Origin of the sequence: Lysinibacillus sp. PWR01 (assembly GCF_043359455.1) — a bacterium.
Classification (GTDB): domain Bacteria; phylum Bacillota; class Bacilli; order Bacillales_A; family Planococcaceae; genus Lysinibacillus; species Lysinibacillus fusiformis_F.
In genome coordinates, this window is record NZ_JBHERJ010000047.1 from 303,037 (window position 1) to 324,611 (window position 21,575).

Below are 21,575 nucleotides of genomic sequence, written 5' to 3' on the forward strand. Positions count from 1 at the left end.
TGCGAGGTTGAACCAACTAGCGTGTAGCGTTTACAATAGTTTTATAACAGATTTATGTTATAAAAACATGAATAATTTGAGTGTTTTTCTGTTTAATGCTCCATACTTCAAAGCTTTTAAAAACGTTCTATAACAGAAGGAGGAATGAGGTAGTGAATGAAAACAACATATATTTGTTTGTATAGTAGTACAACGATGGACAAATAAATGCTTCTTATAAACACTATTCGAATTGTTGTAATGAAAAATACATAAATTATTGAGATTAATAGAGATGAGGCTTTATAAAAAATGAAAAAATATTCTGTTTCTACATATTTTTATTTCATTATTCCTTCTTTAATTGGTATCTTCCTATTTATGACCCCCATTTTAACGGTAGAGGGCTGGAAAGTGCCTATTGCCATTTTAGCCAATATTTTAGCGGGTAATGTGGCTCCAGTCATTAGTTATTTTACAATTATAATGTTTGCAATATCTGCAATTGGTGCACTTATAGCGAAATTTATACCTCGTAAAAATGCGAAAGAACCTAGTATTTTAGATACATTGTTTTATGTTAATTGGTTTTGGACAATTACTCGTTTTATCGGTTTAGTCTTTGCTTCAATGGTGGTCTTCAATTTTGGACCTTCTGCCATCAATAATGAAAATACGGGTGGACTCCTAATGGATCCAAATGGGGGACTTGTGACGTTTTTGTTTACCATTTTTTTGTTTGCAGGTTTTCTTTTACCATTTTTAACAAACTTCGGTTTACTTGAATTTTTCGGGACAATGATGGTGAAAATTATGCGACCTCTTTTTAAAAGTCCAGGACGTTCATCAATTGATGCTCTTACGTCATGGGTTGGCGATGGCACAATAGGTGTGTTAATGACAAGTAAACAATATGAGATGGGGAACTACACAAAAAAAGAAGCTGCGATTATTGCTACAAGTTTCTCGGTAGTGTCTATCACATTCTGTATCGTTGTATTGGATACGGTACATTTGGCACGCTATTTTATTCCTTATTATTTGACAGTAGTCCTTTGTGGAATTGTATTAGCCATTATTATGCCTCGAATCTATCCACTTGCGAAGAAGGAGGATACGTATATAGATGGGACACCAGTAGATTATTCACGTGAGAAATTACCTGAGGGCTATAATTCCGTCTCACATGGCTTAGAAAATGCACTTGCTATTGCGCATGCAAATCGTGATCCTCGAAAATTTTTAAAAGATGGCTCTAGAAACGTAATTGATTTATGGGTAGGTGTTGCGCCTATCGTTATGGCTTTTGGGACAATTGCCTTAATGCTTGCTGAATTTACAAGTATTTTTGCGATTTTAGGAAAGCCGTTTGAGCCAATTTTAACCGTACTTGGCTTGCCTGAAGCCGCTGAAGCAGCGCAAACAATGGTTGTTGGCTTTGCCGATATGTTTCTACCTTCTATTTTAGGTGCGGGCATTGAATCGGATGTTACTAGATTTGTCATTGCTGTTGTTTCTGTGTCACAGCTGATCTATATGTCTGAGGTAGGTGGACTTATTTTAGGTACAAAAATTCCATTGAAGTTTTTCGATTTAGTCGTCTTATTTATACTACGTACGCTCATTTCTCTTCCAATTGCCGCATTGGTTGGTCATTTACTTTTCTAACTAAAATGCCAAGTCTTAAATGGACTTGGCATTTTTCGTAAACGGATTGTGATTGGTTTTCTTTACACGTTTCCATAACAGAAGCATATAGATAAAGAGCACAAAAATGATAAGATAGGCACTTAACATGGAGCCTTCCATATTCCCCATAAAATTGAAAAAATTATTCAAGCCATGGAAAAGAATCGTCACGATAATCGACTGACCATCTAATACAAGCAATGCTAGAACAAGGCCAACTAAAAGGGCATAGATGATTTGAACAATCGTATCTTCTAGAGATTGACCACCTAGTAATTGTAGCGCATGTGTGATGCCAAACAATATACTAGAAACCCAGACAGCAGTGAATGTTCCTTTTGTTAATAGCATTCGTAGCATAATGCCTCTAAATACAGTCTCCTCTATAAACGCTACAATGAAGATTTGCATGATAAACATGACAATGAAATCACTAATAGATGTCATATTCAATCCTTTTGTACTCACTAAAATGATACATAAAATAATAAGGAGCGGTAAGGTGATGAAGAAATGATTCTTTTTAATAGGAAGAAAGAAATATTTTTGCCAGTTCTTTTTCATTCCTGTATATATGAAGAGACCCAATGCGAATGGGATTAACAGTGCAAACTGTAGAAAAGGGCTTGTAGGTTGTTTAATGGAAACAAAGGCACCGTTTAAAACATAGAAAAATATGAGCAGAAACTCTAAGGCAATTATTTTCATCAGCACATTTTTGTTCATTCTATTACCTTCTTCCTTTTCTGTATTTATACAGGATTCACAGAAACCTTTCGCATGTTAGCTGCAATAACTAAATAGAGTAAGATACTAAAAATAAACAGGCTACCTAAAATACCTAATATGGATGATTGGGCTAAAAGCTCATACAACGGAGAATACCATTCAAAGATCACCATTAATATAGGAATCAATGCTAGTAAACCAATTAAGCTATAGCCACCAAGTATGCCTAAGCGATAAAAAACAACGTTAAGGAGAAGGCCAGAACTAAGACAAAATAGTAGTAAGACCGTATCCAATACTACGGTTTGTAAAAATGAATGGGTGATATCAAAAAATAGGATAGGGTGGATAATTATAATATTCTTGATATTGAATAGCGTAGAAACATAGGAAATGATTTGATGTGCACTCGCAATAATGAAGGCACCGATTAGACTCCAGCTAATGAAAAATAGTCCGACATATAACATATATTGCTGGCGACTTAATCCTAGCTTTAAAAAATAGGGTAAGGTTTTATTTAGAAGCTTTGTTGCCATCGTACTGTAAAAAATATAGACTGGAATCGAAATAGTCATAGCAAAAGATACATATTGACCAAAAAATGCATCTAAGAAAAATGACAAAAGCACGATAGAAAATAAAATGCTCCAAAAAATAATATTTTGCTTCTTATAGCTTTGAAATAAGATATAAAAACTGCCGCTCATTGTGTTCATCGCCCAGACCTCACTTTCTGTTTACTTAAATAGACAAGCATATCTTGAAGAGAAACAGATTCAATCGAGATGTTTTGACCTTCTATGGATTGACCATTTGCAAAAACAACAGCTGTCATTTCTTGCATAAATGTATGCTGATAGATTACTTGTAAATCGCCAATTGCTACAGCAACATCTGAGGCATTGCCTTTTACAGCCACAATATGCTCTCGCCATTCATCAGTGGTCTTTTGGAGCAAAAGCTTGCCCTCATGTAGAATAAAAATTTCCTCAAATAGCTCGCTCGCCTCATCAATTAAATGTGTGGATAAAATAAATAATCGTGGATTTTCTGTTTGCTGCTCAATTAACAAATCATAAAACATATTACGTGCAGCTACGTCTAAACCGATATACGGTTCATCAAAGATAGTAATGGATGTACAACTCGCAAAGCCCGTAATAATTCCAAGTGCAGATACCATTCCTTTTGAAAGATTCCGCACTTTATCTTTTGGATTCAGGGCAAATACTTGTAGCAGTTCATGAGCTAGCTCTTCATCCCATTTTGGATAAAAGAAGCGATTGGCCTTTAATGTTTGGGCAATGGTCATTTCTTCTTGAAAATTGCCACTTTCAGCGATAAAGCAAATATCACGTAATGTAGAAGGGGCATTGAAAACATTTTCTCCGTTAACTAAAATTTCACCGCTTGTTGTAGTGATGAGTCCTGATAATAGATTTAAAAAAGTCGTTTTGCCAGCTCCGTTATGGCCTAAAAAGCCAATAATTTTTGGACCCTCCATAGTGAAAGTGACATTTTTCAAGGCTGATTTATGCTTATAGGTTTTCGTGACATGGTTCACATTGATTTTCATTCATGATCCTCCTTGTAGTAGTTGTTGTAACTCTTCATCTGAAATGCCTAGACGTCTCGCTTCTTTTTTCAATGGTTCAATATGTTGCTGGAAGAAGCTTGCTTTACGCTCAGTAATTAAAATATCTTTGGCGCCCTCATGTACAAACATGCCGACACCCCTCTTTTTATAAATGACACCCTTATCCACTAATTCATTCACGCCTTTCCCAGCAGTTGCAGGATTAATCTGATATTCTTTGGCAAATTCATTCGTAGATGGAATGCGATCTTCAGGCTGTAGCTGTCCATCTAGAATGGCATCTTCTATTCTTTCGCGAATTTGTTGGAAAATAGGCTTTTCGTTATTTAAAGAATGAATCACAATCCACCTCACTTGTTAGTTGGTTAATTACTTGTGTAACTAACCATATAACTTATGGCGTCAACTGTCAATCACTTGGCAAAAAAAATCTGTACACAATCATCAAAAAAGCCTTCTCATTCTTGAGAGGGCTTTTGATGAGATTTTCCTATCAGATAGGCACTGAAAGGAATAAAAGAAATGATTTTGATGAGCAACATACAGACAAGTAAACTGGATAAAAAAAGAGAAGTGACTTGAAGGAAGGTACTGGGTAGTAATGCGCTATAGGGTGCTATATATTCTTGAATTAGCCAGTGAATTAAAAAGATCCCAAAGGAATAGCGACTTAAAATAGGGATAAAAGGGAGTTTGGGCAAAATTTGTGCAAATGCTAGGATGCAAAACGTCATCGCCAATACGAATAGCATCATATCAATTCTTCTTGATGTAATCTGTTGGGCACCTGAATAATAATTTGTATATAAAATCGCCATTGCAAGTAGGGCAGCTAGAACTGTGAAAAATTTATATCGGACGAGATAATGGGCGATTTTTTCATAATGACTGCCCATCATATAGGCTAGTGCAAAATAAGGGAGCCAGCCCACAAAAAGTAGGCGCATAAAATGTTCATTCTGGATGAAATAATCTATCTTTACATTTGCCAGTGTCATATAGAAAATACCAAGCAAAAACATAATAGGCGTGAACCAGATGCTAGATAGCTGAAATTTTTTGACTAAAAAAAAGAGTATATAGAGCTGAAAGATAGTCATGACAAACCAACCTGAAAAATCTCCTAACACAATATGTCGATATAATGCATCCCAAAAGCTTTCATCATAATGAAAGGCTGCGTTAGCGGCATATAAAATGCCAGCTGCTACAAACGGTATGACAATAAACTGAAAACGACGCCATAAAAAATGGGGAGGAAGCTGGTGTTGATAGCGTTTCGCTAATATTAAAATGGATAATAAGATAAAAGTCGGTGTAGCGAAACATAACAATAATCTAAAAAACTGGTAGTATGGCTGTTCTATATAGCCATTCATAATTTCAATATTGGTTGTAGCATGTAATAACACAATACTTAAGCAAGCCATTACCCTTACTGCGTTCCACTCATACACCATCTCCATCACCCTCATTTTCAGTAAATTGGTGGGCATCTCGCTACAGCGATGCAACCTAACTAAATATATGAACATGTCATTCATGATAAAACCTGTCTTTCTTTCAACGTCTGAAAATAGTTTGCATCACAAAATATTATTAAAAAATCCTAGTAACATAGCGAGAGTTCCATTTTTGCATATGTGTCACATAACCATTATGCATATACTGTGGCAAGAGGGGGGGAGGTGAGCTTTTATGAGAATCAATTGGAAGGTTCGTCTTCAACATATTCCATTTTTACTAGGGCTATTTTCATTGTTACTCTTACTCGCACAACAAGTAGCAGCGATTTTTGGCTATGATTTTACAGGGGTGATGAGTGAGCAAATGTCATCTATTTTAAATACAGTTTTATCCATTCTTGTGTTAATGGGTGTCATTGTAGATCCAACCACACGGGGCACCAGTGATAGTGAGCGTGCCTTAATGTATCGGAGACCGAGATAAAATAAACAAAAAGTGTAATTTTACAATAAGGATAAATATGTTATACTGTTAGAAAATTGATAAAGTGGGGAGGATGATTGAATGTCTGTTGAATTGGAGCGAAGAATTGCTAAGCTTGAGGAGGAAATGGCAGATTTACGTCAGGAGTTGTCTTTATTAAAAGGCTCACAAAGCGCTGAAAAAATAAATACTCTTGATGCCAGACAGTCGATGATCAAGCAATCAGAACCAATAAAACCAAAACCAGTACTGGAGTCGAAGCCTATCCCGACTAAAGTAACGGAAAAAGAAGTGCAACCACAGCCATCGATGGAGGAACGTGTTATGTGGGCACTTCCAAAAGTATTCATGGTTATTTTAGTAATGGGCGTACTTTGGGGTCTAAAACTTGTAAGTGATTATGGTTATTTATCGAATGGCGTGAAAATCATCCTTGCCTATGCACTATCGGTAGGGTTAGCGGTTATAGCCTATGCACTAGAACGTAGAAAAGTAGGCTCAACGGCGATAACGATCTCTTTATACGGTGGGGCATTTATTGTTGGTATTTTAACAACTGCAGCGAGTGCCATTTTATACGAAATCATTGGTCTTACCCCAGCACTAGGCATTACGCTACTTTATATAGCCTATGGTATCGCCATTAGCTATTTGAAGAAAAATGAAGCACTAACTGTTTTTGTTGCCTTTACGTCGTTATTACTGCCTTATTTACTAGAATATATGGATTTTAGTGCCGTCATTATCTTACTATTTGTGATCGTCTTGTTTGCTGCATTGCAATGGGTCATTTATCAGCACAAGCAAAAGCTAGCCCTTTATATTGCCACATTCTTTTCGGTGCTAGCAGTGAGTGTTGTAGCGTTTATGAATAGTGATCAGCAAGTAGTTTTCGCACTTGGTTTGATTGCAATTTTAGCAATCTTTTATGCAATTTGGTGCCTACTGTATAATGCACAATCAAAATGGAAGCCGCTTCACATCGGCGTCCAATTTTCTTTAGGCTCATTTAGTTTATTACTGCTGAACCTGATCATTCGTTCTCTTGAAAATGGAGAAATGCTACTCCTTATCTTAATGGTTTTATTTGGAGCACTAGCGTTTTATAGCTATCGTCAGAAATGGCAGGAAGTATTGGATAGTGCTGTGACACTTGCGTTTATCACCTTCTGCAATATGATACTGCTATTGAACATACCGAATAAAGTGGATGATTTATTGTATCCACTCATCGCATTTGCAGGCGTGATGATGAGCTTGCGAATACGTGCAAGTATAATGAAGGTTGTCACTTCGCTTTCTCTTGTGATCACATTTACACTAAACTTCTTCTTTCATGAACCAAGTCCATTTTTCAGCATAGATCATTTAAGCTTATTTATGCCAATCATCTATTTCATCATTATTTATTTATATGCAAGACGTCCAAAAGAGACACTCTCACCTTTTGAAAAGGTCATGAAGGATTTGTATGTGATTGATATTTTAGCAGTGGTCACAACTGGCTATTTCTTAGCCTATATTAGCAAACTAGATACCGTTTATTTTGCAGCAACAAATGACATTCCATACATGGTGTGTATCGTATTAGCTGCCTTATTTACGGGCTCTCTATTTGTAGAGGAAACCTATAAAGGACGTGCTTTAACGCCAGTTCTCGGCGCATTTTTCCTACTAGTCTCCTTGATGATTGGCACGAGACTGTCAATGCTGGAAAGCTTCAATAGTATTACTAGATTAATTTATATAGCAGTCATTGTAGCAATCATCGTGGATGTGCTTGTAAAAGGAATTATTTATCGATTGTACGAGGATCGTCTAGGGAAATATGTGGACGCCATTGTAAGCGGTGGTATCGTGCTCACGATGATTTCAATATGGGGGCTAATCCATCAATTCACGTATAATAACGTGCTTGATTGGAAGCTAAGCATCGCCCTTGCAACCATTACATTATTCTTAACAGCCAGTGTCTCACTATGGATTAGTTCCACACATCATTTAAAAACACTGCGCACAACAGGCTTTATTATTTTAGTCATCGCATTTATTAAGCTAATTTTCTTTGACTTATCTGCCCTTGATTTATTGATTAGAGCTATTCTATTTATTACCATTGGTGGTATTGGCATGCTGTTGTCGGGTAGGTTGTTGAGGAAAAATGAGTAAATGGAAAAGCACATGGACAATAATTATTGTCCATGTGCTAATTTATATTTCTAGTATAATATCTTCTGTGATATCTACCTTAGGTGGAGATGGAGCAGGAGGTACGTTTGGTTGATTGTTGTTATCGTTTCCGCCATTTCCGTTTGAAGCATTACTTTCGCTAAAGGTGATGGAAGCACCACCATCTACAATAATTCTATCTGCAACAATTGCCCCTTTAATATGTGCGCCTGCCACTACTTTCACATCGGCATTCGGTGCAATAATATGCTGCCCTTCTGAATTAAAACCACCATTAAATGTAATGTTATTTCCACCAGAATAGATATTTCCTTTTACACCAACACCGCCTGTAAATGATAAATCCGCGTCTTTTGCATAAAGAGAGCCATTAAGCTTTGTTTCATCTGTAAGCGCTAACGATTTAGAGCCACTATATAAAAAATTAATTTGACTAACATCACCGCCATCGTTAAAGGAGCCTTTAATATAGAGTGAGTCTTTCACATAAATATTCAGCTTTCCTGTACCGATGATTTTAATATGTCCCTGTAAAATATTTAGATTTTCAATATAAAGATCTTTATCCGTATCACCAACATTGATGGTAATAGTATTGTTTTCAGCAACTTTAAATTCTTTAAAATGTGTGTCTCCAGTTAAATTAAGTGTGTAATTATCTGTTATCCAGTTAGTTGCTTGGAAATTACCATTATTAATAACATTAGTTTTACTAGAATTTGCTGTAACCACTTGATTAGGAGGAAAACTCAATTGCGATAGATTATTCATTTTATCATCTGGAAAAGGTGCTAGTAAATTGCCAGTTGGAAAGTCTTGATGTTCTGTTATTTGATCTTTGTGTTTATGAAGGCCTTCATTATCGACAATTAATTTATCCGGAGAAATACCTATATTACCTGTTATAGAGGCTCCACCTGTTAACGTTATTGTTCCGTTAGCACTTGCTACATTACCATTAATTTTACCACCACCATTTAGAATAATATCGCCTTTTGTTTGTACAGTATATTCATTTGGAACAAAATGACCATCGTTATTTGATCCGCTATTTGAACCTTCATTAGGTGAACTACCGTCGTCTATGTCTTCATTATCATCTGAATAGTTTAATTTCACTGCTATACTTTGTTGTAATGTTCTGTTTATAGATGTTCCTTCAAACTCACCCTCCGACTCAATTATATATTGAAGGCTAGCCGCATTTTTTAGTGTAAGAAGTACACTTGCTTTAGGAGTATGTTTAAATTGGTCTTCAAATGTAGGTGTTTTAAAATCATCTCTAAATCTTTTTTCTAATTCTATTGGTATTCCTTCATCCTTATCTGTAGTAGGGTATCCTAAGTCTTTTAATTTATTTTTTATAATTTCACTAAAATCTGGAGGGTTAGGAAGTAGCTTTTTTTCATAAGCAATTTTTTTTGTTTGATACTCTGTAGTCGCTAAACTTTCAGCAATTTCAAAATTTTTACGTGTATGCTCACGCCCATAATTTAATCCAGCCTCTGCAATATAGTAAACTGATTGATCGTCTCGTTCATGAGCAGAGGTTTTTAAAGTATTACTGGAAACTTTTAGAATACTTAAACCTAATACCGATATTAAAATAATGGTAAAAAAAACAAGTAGAAAAGTATAGCCATTTTCATTTTTCAATACGAATATTTTTATTTTCCTCATAAAACTTCCCACCTTGTTTAACTAGTTTTCTTCCTTATCAGGCATTTTGATACCACGTGAAGTTAATTCTGCATTTATTTCTTTATCAGATGTATTTACAATTTTTATGGTTAGAACAACAGGAGTATCTTTTTTAGCCTCTAGTTTAAATTCTTTAATATTATTTGCAATAATCTCCCCATTTCGGGTAATTGTATTATTCAAAAGGGTGTATGTTTGTTGTCCATCTCTAGTAGTGAATGTATCAGTAGCATCATCAAATTGCGTTGCTTTCCTAAAATCCTTGGTAACTAATTTTAGGGCGTAAGAGGTATCCTGTAAATTTTTATTTTTTTTAGCTTGTTTTTGGTGTGTTGATGTACTGGAACTTAATATACTAAATAGAAGAACGGAGATAATGCTGACAATAACTACGACGGCTAATACTTCAGCTAAAGTAAAGCCCTGTTGCTGTTTTATTTGCATTTTTATTAGCCCCCTAATTTATATCTATTTTCTATTTTACTTTTTTCTTTTCCACTTTCTAATACTTTTATAATAATAGGAGTTAATCCTAAATCGTCAGGTTTTTTCAGTGTTAAATAGATGAGTATAGTGTTGTCTTGCTTTAACCAAGTATCCTCATTAGTAGCTACATAAGGAATTGTACTTTGCTTATTTAACTCGTCAATTAAAGCTTCACGTGTAAGTGCAGTTCGATATTTATAAATACTTTCCATCTCTTTTTGCGCAATATATGTAGCATTTACAATATCATCTGAGGTTGCTGTGGTTTTGCTAGTTTGTAAAAACATCCCCATAAAACTTAAAAGGATAACAGAGATTAATACGATTGAGGCAATAACTTCAATTAATGTTAGGCCACAATCTTGATTTATAAGACTAGTCTTTTTCATGATTTCCTCCTAAATTAGCCATAATTTATAATTTTTTAACTTAGATTTATTCAGCAAGCTCAATCAAATTTTTTTATTTAAATGTTTCTTTTCATTCTCTTGCTCTTGATTTATTAAAGTAAACTTATTATTTAAAACTAGATAAAAATGACTATCAAGGATATTATAACAAATCCCAAACTTGCATCTAATAATATTTAGATTTATCGGTAGTTCTTTTTAACTAAGTATTGAAGAATTTTTGAATTTCTGTGTAATCGTTAAAAGAAATGACGGAACAAAGTTGCATTTTGGTAGTGTCAGAATACCATAGTTGTAGTATCATTTGTATATAAATAGAAAAACCACTAAGTAAAATAAAGGATGATGTGGATGAAAACATACATAAAAATAATTAGCTTGTTTTTGGTAATTGTTCTAATTGTGGGATTTTTTATTCCATCATTTGTGCTAAATGACACAGTTTTTGCTAAAGAAGGTCCCGAATCTTCCACCATTGGAGGTATTGAGATCAATGATGTAAAAACATCAGATTTAGCCACAACTTTACAAAATGCAATCTCAGAATGGCAAGGTGGGGAAATGGAAGTTGTTAGTGAGGGCATTTCCAAAACCATTGACCCAAAACAATTTGTTTTTGATACATCTTCAGCTATTGCTCAGTACGGAACGCTGACAAAAAAGCCTTGGTATGCATTTTGGCAAAAAGAGAAAATTGTTCATATTCCCATTCCTGTTACCGTTAATGAAGTAATTACACAGCAAATAGATGAAGCAGGTATTTGGGATACAGATAAAACACTTCAGAAATTAATCTTACAGGCCAGCTATTTGAAGGAGCATAAGGTTGAAGCCGTTATCAATGAAGATTCCATGCAAACCGAGGAAAGGATTGCCTTTCAGATTGCCGAGCTACCAGCAAATAGTCAAGGGGTAGCGAAAATCATTCCGTTATTAAATGATGTTAATCTTGTTCCAAATCAATCAATCTCGTTGCTTACACTTTTAGGTGAACAGGCTGGGGTTGTCAATGATGCAGGTTTAGATTTTGTCGCGTCTATCCTATATAGTGTCATTCTTCAAACAGATTACGAAATTCTTGAAAGACATTCTCAGGAAATCAATCCAAGCTATTTACAGCAGGGAATTGAAGCGGATATCAATGCAGCATTAGTAAAAGACTTACAATTTATTAATCGTTCCGAACAGCTTGGTAAAATGAAAGCATCTATGGAAGGTAATCAATTAAAGATAGAAGTTTTTGCAGCAGCGAAAGACAAGGACATTACAGTTCGCGTCAGCAAGGATAAAATCGTGAAGCCACGAATTATTTATCGCTATTCGGAGGATTTAAAAGCTGGACAAGAACGAGTGGAGCAAGAGGGTAAGGAGGGTTCAAGAGTGGAAGTGTATCGTTCCATTGTAGAGAACGGAGCAACAGAAGAACAATTCATTAGTAGAGATTATTATGCACCTCAAAATCGAATTGTTACGCGTTCATCGCAGGAGCCTGTTACGATCACAACACCTACTCAAAACGTTGGGGCAGGAACATCAGATCCTGATTTAGAAGTGGATTTAGATGGCAATGGCTTGCCTGACGTGAAACCTTCAACACCAGAGGAAACAAAGGAAGAAGATGGACCAGAAATTGTCTATGGCTACTATGACAAGGGTGGTAATTTTGTACAAACAAGTCCATAACGATTGGAGGTATGTTTATGGCAATGAAGCCAGGGCGTAAACGTTTAGGGGATTTACTGGTTGAATCAGGTGTTATCACAGCTGACCAGCTAGAGTACGCATTAACTACTAAGATGAAAAATGAGAAGCTTGGAGATTTCCTTATTAAAGAAAACTTCCTAACAGAGCAGCAGCTTATTGAGGTCTTAGAATTCCAGCTGGGTATTCCTCATATCAGCTTGAATCAGTTTTCAATTAGTCCCGAATTATTACAGCTAATTCCTGCAGAGCTTGCGAAGCGGACAAATATTATGCCGATTCGCAAAGAAAAAAATAAATTGTTTATTGCAATGGAAGACCCGATGGATTATTTCGCCATTGAGGAAGTTCGTATGACGACGGGCTGTCAAATCGAGACAAGTATTGCAGCAAAAGATGATTTATATCGGACGATAACAAAATACTATGATTTGCAGGAATCAATGGATGCGGCCATGTTGGATTTGGCTGCCACAAGTACGGAAACACAAGACGAAATTGAGAATGAGGATTCACCTATTGTTCGTTTAGTGAATCAAATAATTGCCAATGGTGTCGCACAGCGCGCAAGTGATATCCATTTTGATCCACAAGAGACAGAGCTACGTGTCCGCTATCGAGTAGATGGTGTGCTTCGTACTGAACGATCCTTGCCCAAGCATATGCAAAATGTCGTATTGGCTCGTATTAAAATTATGGGGAATTTAAATATTACAGAAAATCGTATCCCACAGGATGGACGTATTAAAACCAATGTTAATTTTAGACCTGTCGATATACGTTTAGCCACATTACCAACAGTCTATGGTGAAAAGGTTGTTATGCGTATTTTAGATTTAACCAATTCAGCCAATGATATTGATAAATTAGGCTTTAGTGCAAGTAATGAGGCACTTTTTAGGAAAATGATAGCCCATCCAAACGGTATGATGTTGATTACTGGTCCAACAGGCTCAGGGAAGTCCTCTACTTTATATGCGGCACTTTCTCATTTAAATGAAGAAGGCGTCAATATTATTACGGTTGAGGACCCAGTGGAATATCAATTAGATGGTATCAACCAGATACAAGTAAAAGAGGAAGTCGGCTTAACATTTGCGGTAGGTTTACGATCGATTTTACGACAGGATCCTGACATTGTGATGGTGGGGGAAATTCGTGACCTTGAAACAGCTCAAATTGCTATTCGTGCTTCACTAACAGGCCATCTAGTGTTAAGTACGCTGCACACTAATAGTGCCATAGAATCTATTTCAAGACTACATGATATGGGAATTGAGCCATTTCTACTATCCTCTTCCCTTGTAGGAATCATGGCGCAACGTCTTGTACGTAAAGTTTGTCGTGATTGTGCTGAGCCATATGTATTCACTTCTCGTGAACTTGAAATACTTGAAGAAAATGGGGTGGAGGGCGTAACGCATGGAAAAAAAGGTCGTGGATGTCCTGCCTGCAACCATACAGGCTACCGAGGGCGTATGGCGATTCATGAAATCCTCCCTGTTGATCGCCAAATAAAGGATATGATTTTAAATCGTGTTGGTGATAGCGTTCTACGTGATTATATGAATGAGAAAGGCTTCCATACCTTATTAGTAGATGGATTACTAAAGGTTGTAGCTGGCAAAACAACCACATCAGAAATATTACGTGTTGCAAGTGCAGACTAGGGGTGAAAGAAATGACAGCATATTCAATCGTTGAATTATTAACACGTGCATTTGAAGAGAAAGCATCGGATCTACATCTAACAAAAGATATTCCACCAGTATATCGTATTCATGGGCAACTGGAGCATTATGGCACAGTGCCGCTAGAAACAGAAGATTTAAAGGAAATGGTAAAGGTCATTCTCCCTGTCCATAAACAACAGGAGTTTGAGGACAAAGGAGAAACGGACTTTAACTTTTCATTGCCTGGGAAATGTCGATTCCGTGTCAACGCATATCATCAGCGAAATGAAGTAACGATTGCGGCTCGTTTAATTGAGGCTAAAATTCCTTCTATTGAAGCGCTCAATATGCCACAAGTGTTATATAAGCTTGCGGAAAAACCACAAGGCTTAATTTTAGTGACTGGCCCAACAGGCTCAGGGAAATCAACTACCTTGGCAGCAATGATTGATCATATTAATGAAACGAGATCAAAACATATTATTACGTTAGAGGATCCAATCGAATACTTGCATACACATAAGAAATCTGTCATCAATCAGCGTGAGATTGGTGTCGATACGATGAGCTTTGCAAATGGTTTACGTGCATCACTACGTCAGGACCCAGATATTATTTTAGTCGGTGAGATGCGAGATTACGAAACCATTTCAACGGCTATTACGGCTGCTGAAACAGGGCATTTAGTCATGGCTACACTTCATACAAGTAGTGCACCAACAACGATCGACCGTATTATAGACGTATTTCCACCACATCAGCAAAGTCAAATTCGTGTGCAGCTTGCGAATGTACTGCAAGGTATTGTTTCTCAGCGTTTATTTGTACGTAAGGATGTAAAAGGGCGTATTGCGGCGACAGAAATTTTAGTACAGGCACCTGCCATCTCGAATTTAATTCGTAATGAAAAAATCCATCAAATTCCAAGTGTGATGCAGACAAGTAAAGCATTAGGTATGCACACGTTGGAATATTCGATGCAACACTTAATTACGACAGGTAAGATTTCACTTGAGGATGCACGACCATATATGAACGCTGGTGATTATAGTTGACGATATTTCGTTATAGTGGTCGTACCAAAACAGGAGCACCTAAAAAGGGCATTATCGAGGCACCAAATAAAAAGGTAGCCATGGAAAAGCTTCGAGCACAAGGAATTAATGCACGAGAACTTCAAGAATCAAATAGCATTTTACATAAAGATATTGCTTTTGGGACAAAAGTAAAGCACCAGGAATTTGTTATTTATTGTCGGCAATATGCGACATTAATTCGTGCTGGCGTTCCTGTCGTTGAAGCAACCCATATTTTGGGTGAGCAAACGCAGAGTAAACCACTGAAGCGAGCATTGATGCAGGTTGAAGAGGATATTCGAAATGGGATGGCATTTTCAGATGCGGCAGGCAAACACCCAAAAGTGTTCCCATTGCTATTTGTCAATATGATGCGTGCTGGTGAGGCTACAGGAAACGTCGATGATACATTAGATCGCCTTGCAAGCACACTAGAAAAGCAATATAACATTAAGAAAAAAATTCAATCTGCCATGACCTATCCAGCGATTTTATCACTTTTAACACTAGTGGTTGGTATGTTTTTAATGGTTTTCATTGTGCCAACCTTTATGGATGCATTTAAAGAAATGAATTTGGAAATGCCATTAATAACGGTCATTGTAGTAGGTATTAGTGATTGGCTCATTCAATTTTGGTACCTTGTGATTTTGGGACTATTGGTGTTAGTAGTGGGCTTACACTATTTCTATAAAAATAATAAAGAGTTTCATTATGCCGTCAATGTATTTTTACTGCGTATGCCAATCTTTGGACAGCTGTTGCAAAAGGATATTATCGCGAGAATGACAAGAACTTTGTCGACACTCTTTAGTAGCTCCGTGCCAATTCTACAAGCCTTAACAATTGTCGAAAAGGTTGGTGGTAATCCAGTAATGGGTAAAGTAGTACTGGAAGCCCGCGATAATTTAGAAAAGGGCGGCACATTATCAGAGCCACTTGAAAAAAGCTGGCTATTTCCACCACTTGTTACACAAATGACATCAATTGGTGAGAAAACAGGGTCCTTGGATTACATGCTTGAAAAGATTGCTGATTTTTATGAAGAAGAAGTAAACCGTGCCGTCGATACAATGAAGTCACTTATCGAGCCTTTAATGATAGTGGTGTTGGCCCTAGTTGTAGGAGTAATTGTAGCGGCTATATTCTTACCAATGTTCCAACTATATGAAAATCTGTGAAATAAGGAAGTATGTGTGATTACACTTCAAATATTATTATAAGGGGGAACCTATCGTGTTCAAAAAATTAAGCAATGGAAGAATAGTGAAAAATGAAAAGGGTTTAACATTAATTGAGCTTTTAGCTGTAATAGTTATTCTAGCTATTATCTCAGCAATAGCAGTTCCAGCAATTGGGAATATTATTGAGAATACGCGTTATAACGCAGCAAAAGCGGATGCAATTAATGTTCTAAATGCAGCAAATCTTTATTTTACTGATGAGCCAGATCAAACTTCAGTGACAGTATCTACATTAAAAACGGAAAAATATTTGGATAATGCAGGTAAACTTGAAAGTGTTTCTACAACTGCTACAGTTACTAAAGGAAGTCCTAACACATTAACTGCTGCGAATGTACCATATAGTGGTTCTACAAAAACTATTTCATTTACAGGAGCAACATTACAATCTATCAATGGAGACAAACAAAAAGGTAGTAAGTCACCATTAAATGCAATTACATCAACGGTATCTCCTTAATCAGTCCTCCCAACCCATTCAGAAGCGCAAGAAAATTTGCGTTTCTGGCTGGGAAATGGATGACTAATTGAAAAAATCATTTATACTGAATAGGATAAGGAGGTCTTTTCACATGTTTAAGAGAAAAAGAAAGTCGCATGTTTCGATTGAACTGAAGGATTATGTGCTGCGTGCGATTGTGGCGAAAGGACCAGAGCCTAATCAGTGGCAAGGCTATGAATACCCTTTAACAGCTGGAATCGTTGAAAATGGGACAATCGTCGATGAGGTAGCTCTTTTTGAGATTATTAAAGAGCAAGTGATGAAATGGACAGGGAAAAAACAGGTTGTCCGTATGTTTGTACCTGATACGACGGTTTTATTAAAAAACTTTGAGCACCCTAAAGATGTCAAACCTCAGGAATTACGAGGATATGCTGAAATGGAATTGGGGCATTCCATTCATTTACCATTTCAAGACCCTTTAATTGATGTTTATGATGCAGATGCCGAGGATGGTAAGGCCATTTTATTTGCTGCGCCCTCTGAAGAGATTACGAAAATGGTAGGGATGCTGCTAGATGTTTCATTAGAACCGGAAGCTGCCGATATTCGAGCGCTATGCAATATACGTTTATTAGAGCACATGTCATTATTAATGCCTAATAAAACGTATTTAATTGCGGAATGGTCGATTAATGAGCTCTCTATCAGTATTTTTTCCAATGGCCAAGTGGAGTTTTTGCGCTATCAATCGATTGAAGTGGATATGACGCAATGGCAGGGGAAGAAAGAGAATGAGTTTAACTATCAATTTATCTATAATGGCGAGGCTGAGAATTATCAAATGGTCGTGATGGATCAGGTTTTGGAGATCGATCGAATGATGAATTTCTTTAAGTTTTCTTTACATAAAGGTGAAAAAGCAGTGGATGAAATTATCATGCTTGGGGATAACCCATTATTGAAATCAATAGGAAACTTATTAGCTTCTAATTTAGAACCACCACTGAGGGTTGTCGATGGGAAAAAAATTGAGAAATTGTTTCCTCGCTTTAAGCGAGAATTTTCAACGTTGCTTGGCTTAGCTTTGAAGGAGGTTCATTAATGGTTCCAGATATAAACCTCTTACCACAACTTGAAAAAAGAACGACCTCTCCAAAGCTTTTTTATAGCTTGGTGATAGTCATTGTTGGACTCATTGTGGCTTATTTACTTTTTTTATTTTTTACGTCAAAAAGTGATTTAGCACGATTGACTGCAGAGGAACAGGCATTAACGACACAGCTTGATCAATTACAGCAAGAGCTAGATGCAAGACAAAGTGTCGACCAAGGTTCGTTGGAAGAATCTGTGACATTTATTCAAGGTGTTTCTTATCCTGTAACACCGTTGATTGATGAAACGAGAACTTTATTACCAACTCATTCGTATTTACGTAGCTACGTTTTCGGGGAGAATACGGTAAACATTGAAGTAGATTTTGAAACGATGACAGATATATCGAAATATGTGGAGCGACTTTTAATGAGTAGCTATTTTACAGACGCTCAAATTAACACGGTCTCAAACTTTGATATAGAGCTAGGGGAACAAAGGGAATTAACACCCCAACAAAAATTTAAAGAAGTACCGCGCTATTCAGTGTCTATTACAGCGACAATCGACTTTATGTATTTAGCTGGAGGACGACGCTCATGAATAAATTAACGAGTAGTAAAAATTCATCCATCATCTTATTGCTTGCGCTGATAGCTGCTATTTTATTTGCGCTGTATTATTATTTGCTATCACCAAAATTGAATGAAGTGAATGAAAAAGAGCGTAGTGTATTGCAGGTGCAGCAAGGATTAGCTAGTGTCAAAGAACAACTCGCTCAATTGGACAAGGAGCAGGGACAGCCTACTATTAATATATTAACGCTAAGACAAAAGCTACCTGCAACAAGAGCCGTTGAAAAGATAATTCTCGATTTGGCTGAGATTGAAGAGGTGACAGGAACTCGTATACAGACTTTAACTGTTCAAGGTGAGGATGGCACTGTGAAACCTTCAGATGTATCGAATGAGCTCAATATGTTAGAACAGGCTGAAGCAGAGGTCAATGGTGATCAGGAGAACAAGGAGACCACTACACCGATTGCTTCTCTTTCAAAGGACTCTTTACCAGCTAATTTAAAGCTCATTACTTTTATCTTAGAGGTTGGGGCGCTTGATTTTAATTCGCTTGAAAGCTTTTTACAGGAGGTTGAACAATTAGAGCGCGTGATGAAAACCGATAAGATTGAATTTAAATTACCTGGAGAGCAGGAACAGCTAGAGAAAGATGCAGATCTTACGTTAAAGGCAACAGTGCAAGTGACGACGTTCTATTACGAAGAACAACAATAAACTTTATTGATAGGCGCACCATACTTCATTTGTATGGGCGCCTATTGGTTTAGGAGGACATAAAATTGGAAATGGCTTATACGATCTTTATTTTTTTATTTGGACTTGTCTTTGGCTCTTTTTATAATGTTGTCGGCTTACGTGTACCGCAGAAGGAGTCGATTGTACACCCTCCTTCCCATTGTACGAAATGCCAGAGACGACTAACGGCGCTTGATTTAGTGCCAGTATTGTCCTATGTATTTTTAGGAGGAAAATGTCGGAGTTGTGGCAACAAAATTTCTTGGGTTTACCCAGTCATAGAATTAATGACAGGTGTATTATTTGCCTTTGCTTATTGGCGGCTAGGCTGGAGCATAGAATTAATAGTAGCTTTCGTTTTTATCTCCTTATTAGTCATCATTGTAGTGTCAGATTTGGCCTATATGCAGATTCCAGATAAGGTGCTATTATTCTTTTTACCCTTGCTTGCTATTGGACGAGTTCTATCACCATTAACACCTTGGTGGGACTCTCTTGTGGGTGCTGTTGTTGGTTTTGGCATATTATATATAATTGCTGTGCTATCGAACGGTGGCATGGGTGGAGGCGATATTAAATTATTCTTTTTAATTGGTCTCGTTCTGGGTACAATTGATACACTGTTAACGCTGTTTTTAGCTGCTGTTATTGGTATGATTGTCGGATTTACTGTGTTATCGAAGAACAAACAGGGGAGAAAAACACCCATTCCGTTTGGGCCTTCTATTGCACTGGCCGCAGTCATTGTTTATTTCTATGGCGATCTATTAATCAATTGGTATTTAGGCTTTTGGTAATTGTTTAATCTTCAAGAATGTGGAGGGAAGCAAGTGAAACCGATTATTGGTATTACAGCCTTTGTGGAGGATGATTTATCCTCTCGATTAAATGCTGCTTACAGCAAAAGCATTATTGAAGCAGGTGGAATTCCACTGATTATTCCGATTGGAGTAGAGGAAGAGGCAGCACAGATTTTAGCCATGACGGATGGTTTAATGTTATCGGGTGGCCATGATGTGCATCCATTTCTGTTCGGGGCCGAGCCTTCATTAAAGCTTGGAAAAATTCATCCAGCGCGAGATACGGTTGAATTAGCCTTAATTGAAGCTGCATTCCAACGGAAAATGCCTATTTTCGGTATTTGTCGAGGGATTCAAATATTAAATGTTGCATTAGGTGGTACTTTATATCAGGACATTGATAGTGACCATTTTAGTACCAAGTTACTCCAACATACGCAGCAATCAGGTCGAGCTGTAGCTACCCATTCTGTACAGGTTATTGCTGACAATTTATTAGCGACTATAGTAGAACAAGAGAAACTGGCAGTGAATTCATTTCATCATCAAGCAGTGAATGTTTTAGCGGAAAAATTAAAAGTAGCAGCAAAATCAAATGATGGTATTATCGAAGCGGTAGTTCATGAGGAATTACCATTTTGCTTGGCTGTTCAGTGGCATCCTGAGGAACTGGCCATAGCAGGAGATGACAGTGCTCAAAGACTATTTTCAGCCTTTGTTGAAGCTAGCTTGAAATTTAAGAAGGAAGCTTAGATGGGGCATTGTACAAAGAATCCATACATGATTGGATTCTTTTTTTGCGTAAAAAAGAGGATACATGCTCTAAGAAGGAACATAATCCTCGAAACCTACTTTAATGATTAATGTACACGACGGTAAAGACCTACAACTTGTCCTAAAATCGAAACTTGATCGACGATAATAGGTTCCATAGATGAATTTTCAGGCTGTAAACGGAAATGGTTTTTCTCTTTAAAGAAACGTTTTACAGTTGCTTCATCCTCAGCTGTCATAGCTACAACAATATCCCCGTTATTAGCTGTTGCCTTTTGTTTCACAATGACTAAATCCCCATCTAGAATCCCAGCTTCAATCATTGATTCCCCCATAATTTCTAGCATGAACAATTGATCTTCACTTGTGCCGTACGTATCGGGTAATGGGAAGTATTCTTCAATGTTTTCAATAGCTGTAATGGGAGAACCAGCTGTAACCTTCCCGACAAGTGGTACATGAATCACCTGTTGCTTTTGGATGGATTCTTCAGGCTCTAAAATTTCAATTGCACGTGGCTTTGTTGGATCTCGACGAATAAAACCCTTTTGTTCTAATCGAGCCAAATGACCATGAACAGTTGAACTGGAAGCAAGGCCAACTGCTTCACCAATTTCACGTACTGATGGCGGATAGCCCTTAGCTCGTACCTCTTCCTTAATGAAAGCTAAAATGTCCTCTTGTCTTTTCGAAACTTTTTTCATGAGTGCTCACCTCTTTTTT

General features: G+C 36.9%; 22 protein-coding genes. 13 read left to right on the top strand and 9 right to left on the bottom strand.

The features are described 5' to 3' along the window. Positions 1-291: 291 nt before the first annotated feature. Positions 292-1,647 (top strand): YjiH family protein, encoded by a 1,356-nt coding sequence (locus tag ACEVFT_RS08865; RefSeq protein WP_205442078.1) that lies wholly within the window; start codon positions 292-294, stop codon positions 1,645-1,647. 15 nt (positions 1,648-1,662) lie between these two features. On the opposite strand, the gene ACEVFT_RS08870 is transcribed toward ACEVFT_RS08865, so the two are convergent. From ACEVFT_RS08870 to ACEVFT_RS08890, 5 genes are all read right to left on the bottom strand, one after another. Next, the gene (locus ACEVFT_RS08870; RefSeq protein WP_205442079.1) at positions 1,663-2,394 is read right to left on the bottom strand and encodes a CPBP family intramembrane glutamic endopeptidase; all 732 of its coding nucleotides are present in this window, start codon (positions 2,392-2,394) and stop codon (positions 1,663-1,665) included. A gap of 26 nt (positions 2,395-2,420) precedes the next feature. Next, complete coding sequence (locus ACEVFT_RS08875) at positions 2,421-3,116, bottom strand: hypothetical protein (RefSeq protein WP_393949273.1); 696 nt, start codon at positions 3,114-3,116, stop codon at positions 2,421-2,423. After that, positions 3,113-3,976, bottom strand: a complete 864-nt coding sequence (locus tag ACEVFT_RS08880) for an ABC transporter ATP-binding protein (protein WP_393949274.1) — start codon at positions 3,974-3,976, stop codon at positions 3,113-3,115. Before ACEVFT_RS08880 ends, ACEVFT_RS08875 begins: the two co-directional genes overlap by 4 nt. Beyond that, the gene (locus ACEVFT_RS08885; RefSeq protein ID WP_342534125.1) at positions 3,977-4,339 is read right to left on the bottom strand and encodes a GntR family transcriptional regulator; all 363 of its coding nucleotides are present in this window, start codon (positions 4,337-4,339) and stop codon (positions 3,977-3,979) included. It abuts the gene before it with no gap. Positions 4,340-4,455: 116 nt separating this feature from the next. Further along, positions 4,456-5,541 carry an acyltransferase family protein gene (locus ACEVFT_RS08890; RefSeq protein ID WP_393949276.1) on the bottom strand — a complete coding sequence of 362 codons (1,086 nt, stop codon included), beginning with the start codon at positions 5,539-5,541 and terminating at the stop codon, positions 4,456-4,458. Positions 5,542-5,695: 154 nt separating this feature from the next. On the opposite strand from ACEVFT_RS08890, the gene ACEVFT_RS08895 reads away from it, so the two are divergent. Next, on the top strand, positions 5,696-5,947 hold the full coding sequence (locus tag ACEVFT_RS08895) for a phage holin (RefSeq protein WP_016991985.1): 252 nt from the start codon (positions 5,696-5,698) through the stop codon (positions 5,945-5,947). An 81-nt stretch (positions 5,948-6,028) separates the two neighbouring features. Continuing rightward, positions 6,029-8,116, top strand: a complete 2,088-nt coding sequence (locus ACEVFT_RS08900) for a DUF2339 domain-containing protein (protein WP_393949278.1) — start codon at positions 6,029-6,031, stop codon at positions 8,114-8,116. A 42-nt stretch (positions 8,117-8,158) separates the two neighbouring features. Here ACEVFT_RS08900 and ACEVFT_RS08905 read toward each other — a convergent pair whose 3' ends face one another. The 3 genes from ACEVFT_RS08905 to ACEVFT_RS08915 are packed head-to-tail and all read right to left on the bottom strand — an operon-like array spanning position 8,159 to position 10,713. Continuing rightward, positions 8,159-9,817, bottom strand: a complete 1,659-nt coding sequence (locus tag ACEVFT_RS08905; RefSeq protein ID WP_393949280.1) for a pilus assembly PilX N-terminal domain-containing protein — start codon at positions 9,815-9,817, stop codon at positions 8,159-8,161. Positions 9,818-9,838: 21 nt separating this feature from the next. After that, a complete protein-coding gene (locus ACEVFT_RS08910; RefSeq protein WP_279494292.1) occupies positions 9,839-10,282 on the bottom strand; it encodes a prepilin-type N-terminal cleavage/methylation domain-containing protein in 444 nt (147 codons plus the stop codon). 5 nt (positions 10,283-10,287) lie between these two features. Beyond that, a complete protein-coding gene (locus ACEVFT_RS08915; RefSeq protein WP_279494293.1) occupies positions 10,288-10,713 on the bottom strand; it encodes a type IV pilus modification PilV family protein in 426 nt (141 codons plus the stop codon). Between the two features lie 405 nt (positions 10,714-11,118). Between ACEVFT_RS08915 and ACEVFT_RS08920 the strand changes: the two genes are divergently transcribed. From ACEVFT_RS08920 to ACEVFT_RS08965, 10 genes are all read left to right on the top strand, one after another. Further along, complete coding sequence (locus tag ACEVFT_RS08920; RefSeq protein WP_393949282.1) at positions 11,119-12,417, top strand: G5 domain-containing protein; 1,299 nt, start codon at positions 11,119-11,121, stop codon at positions 12,415-12,417. A gap of 17 nt (positions 12,418-12,434) precedes the next feature. Further along, positions 12,435-14,105, top strand: coding sequence for a GspE/PulE family protein (locus ACEVFT_RS08925; RefSeq protein ID WP_205442088.1), 1,671 nt, complete (start codon positions 12,435-12,437; stop codon positions 14,103-14,105). Positions 14,106-14,116: 11 nt separating this feature from the next. Then, entirely contained in the window at positions 14,117-15,163 is a 1,047-nt protein-coding gene (locus ACEVFT_RS08930; protein ID WP_205442089.1) for a type IV pilus twitching motility protein PilT, read from the top strand. Continuing rightward, positions 15,160-16,365, top strand: a complete 1,206-nt coding sequence (locus ACEVFT_RS08935) for a type II secretion system F family protein (protein ID WP_393949284.1) — start codon at positions 15,160-15,162, stop codon at positions 16,363-16,365. Before ACEVFT_RS08930 ends, ACEVFT_RS08935 begins: the two co-directional genes overlap by 4 nt. Positions 16,366-16,420: 55 nt before the next feature. Continuing rightward, positions 16,421-16,888 (top strand): competence type IV pilus major pilin ComGC, encoded by a 468-nt coding sequence (locus ACEVFT_RS08940; RefSeq protein ID WP_393949285.1) that lies wholly within the window; start codon positions 16,421-16,423, stop codon positions 16,886-16,888. Positions 16,889-17,000: 112 nt separating this feature from the next. Beyond that, entirely contained in the window at positions 17,001-17,975 is a 975-nt protein-coding gene (gene pilM / locus ACEVFT_RS08945) for a type IV pilus biogenesis protein PilM (RefSeq protein ID WP_393949287.1), read from the top strand. Continuing rightward, positions 17,975-18,568, top strand: coding sequence for a PilN domain-containing protein (locus tag ACEVFT_RS08950; RefSeq protein WP_205442093.1), 594 nt, complete (start codon positions 17,975-17,977; stop codon positions 18,566-18,568). The genes pilM and ACEVFT_RS08950 overlap by 1 nt, the downstream gene beginning before the upstream one ends. Then, positions 18,565-19,257, top strand: a complete 693-nt coding sequence (locus tag ACEVFT_RS08955) for a hypothetical protein (RefSeq protein WP_393949289.1) — start codon at positions 18,565-18,567, stop codon at positions 19,255-19,257. The genes ACEVFT_RS08950 and ACEVFT_RS08955 overlap by 4 nt, the downstream gene beginning before the upstream one ends. 65 nt (positions 19,258-19,322) lie before the next feature. Continuing rightward, on the top strand, positions 19,323-20,075 hold the full coding sequence (locus ACEVFT_RS08960) for a prepilin peptidase (protein WP_342442775.1): 753 nt from the start codon (positions 19,323-19,325) through the stop codon (positions 20,073-20,075). Between the two features lie 33 nt (positions 20,076-20,108). After that, positions 20,109-20,831: a gamma-glutamyl-gamma-aminobutyrate hydrolase family protein gene (locus ACEVFT_RS08965; protein ID WP_393949291.1), complete on the top strand. Its 723-nt coding sequence runs from the start codon at positions 20,109-20,111 to the stop codon at positions 20,829-20,831. 107 nt (positions 20,832-20,938) lie between these two features. Here ACEVFT_RS08965 and lexA read toward each other — a convergent pair whose 3' ends face one another. Continuing rightward, entirely contained in the window at positions 20,939-21,556 is a 618-nt protein-coding gene (gene lexA, locus ACEVFT_RS08970; protein WP_004232118.1) for a transcriptional repressor LexA, read from the bottom strand. Positions 21,557-21,575 lie beyond the last annotated feature (19 nt).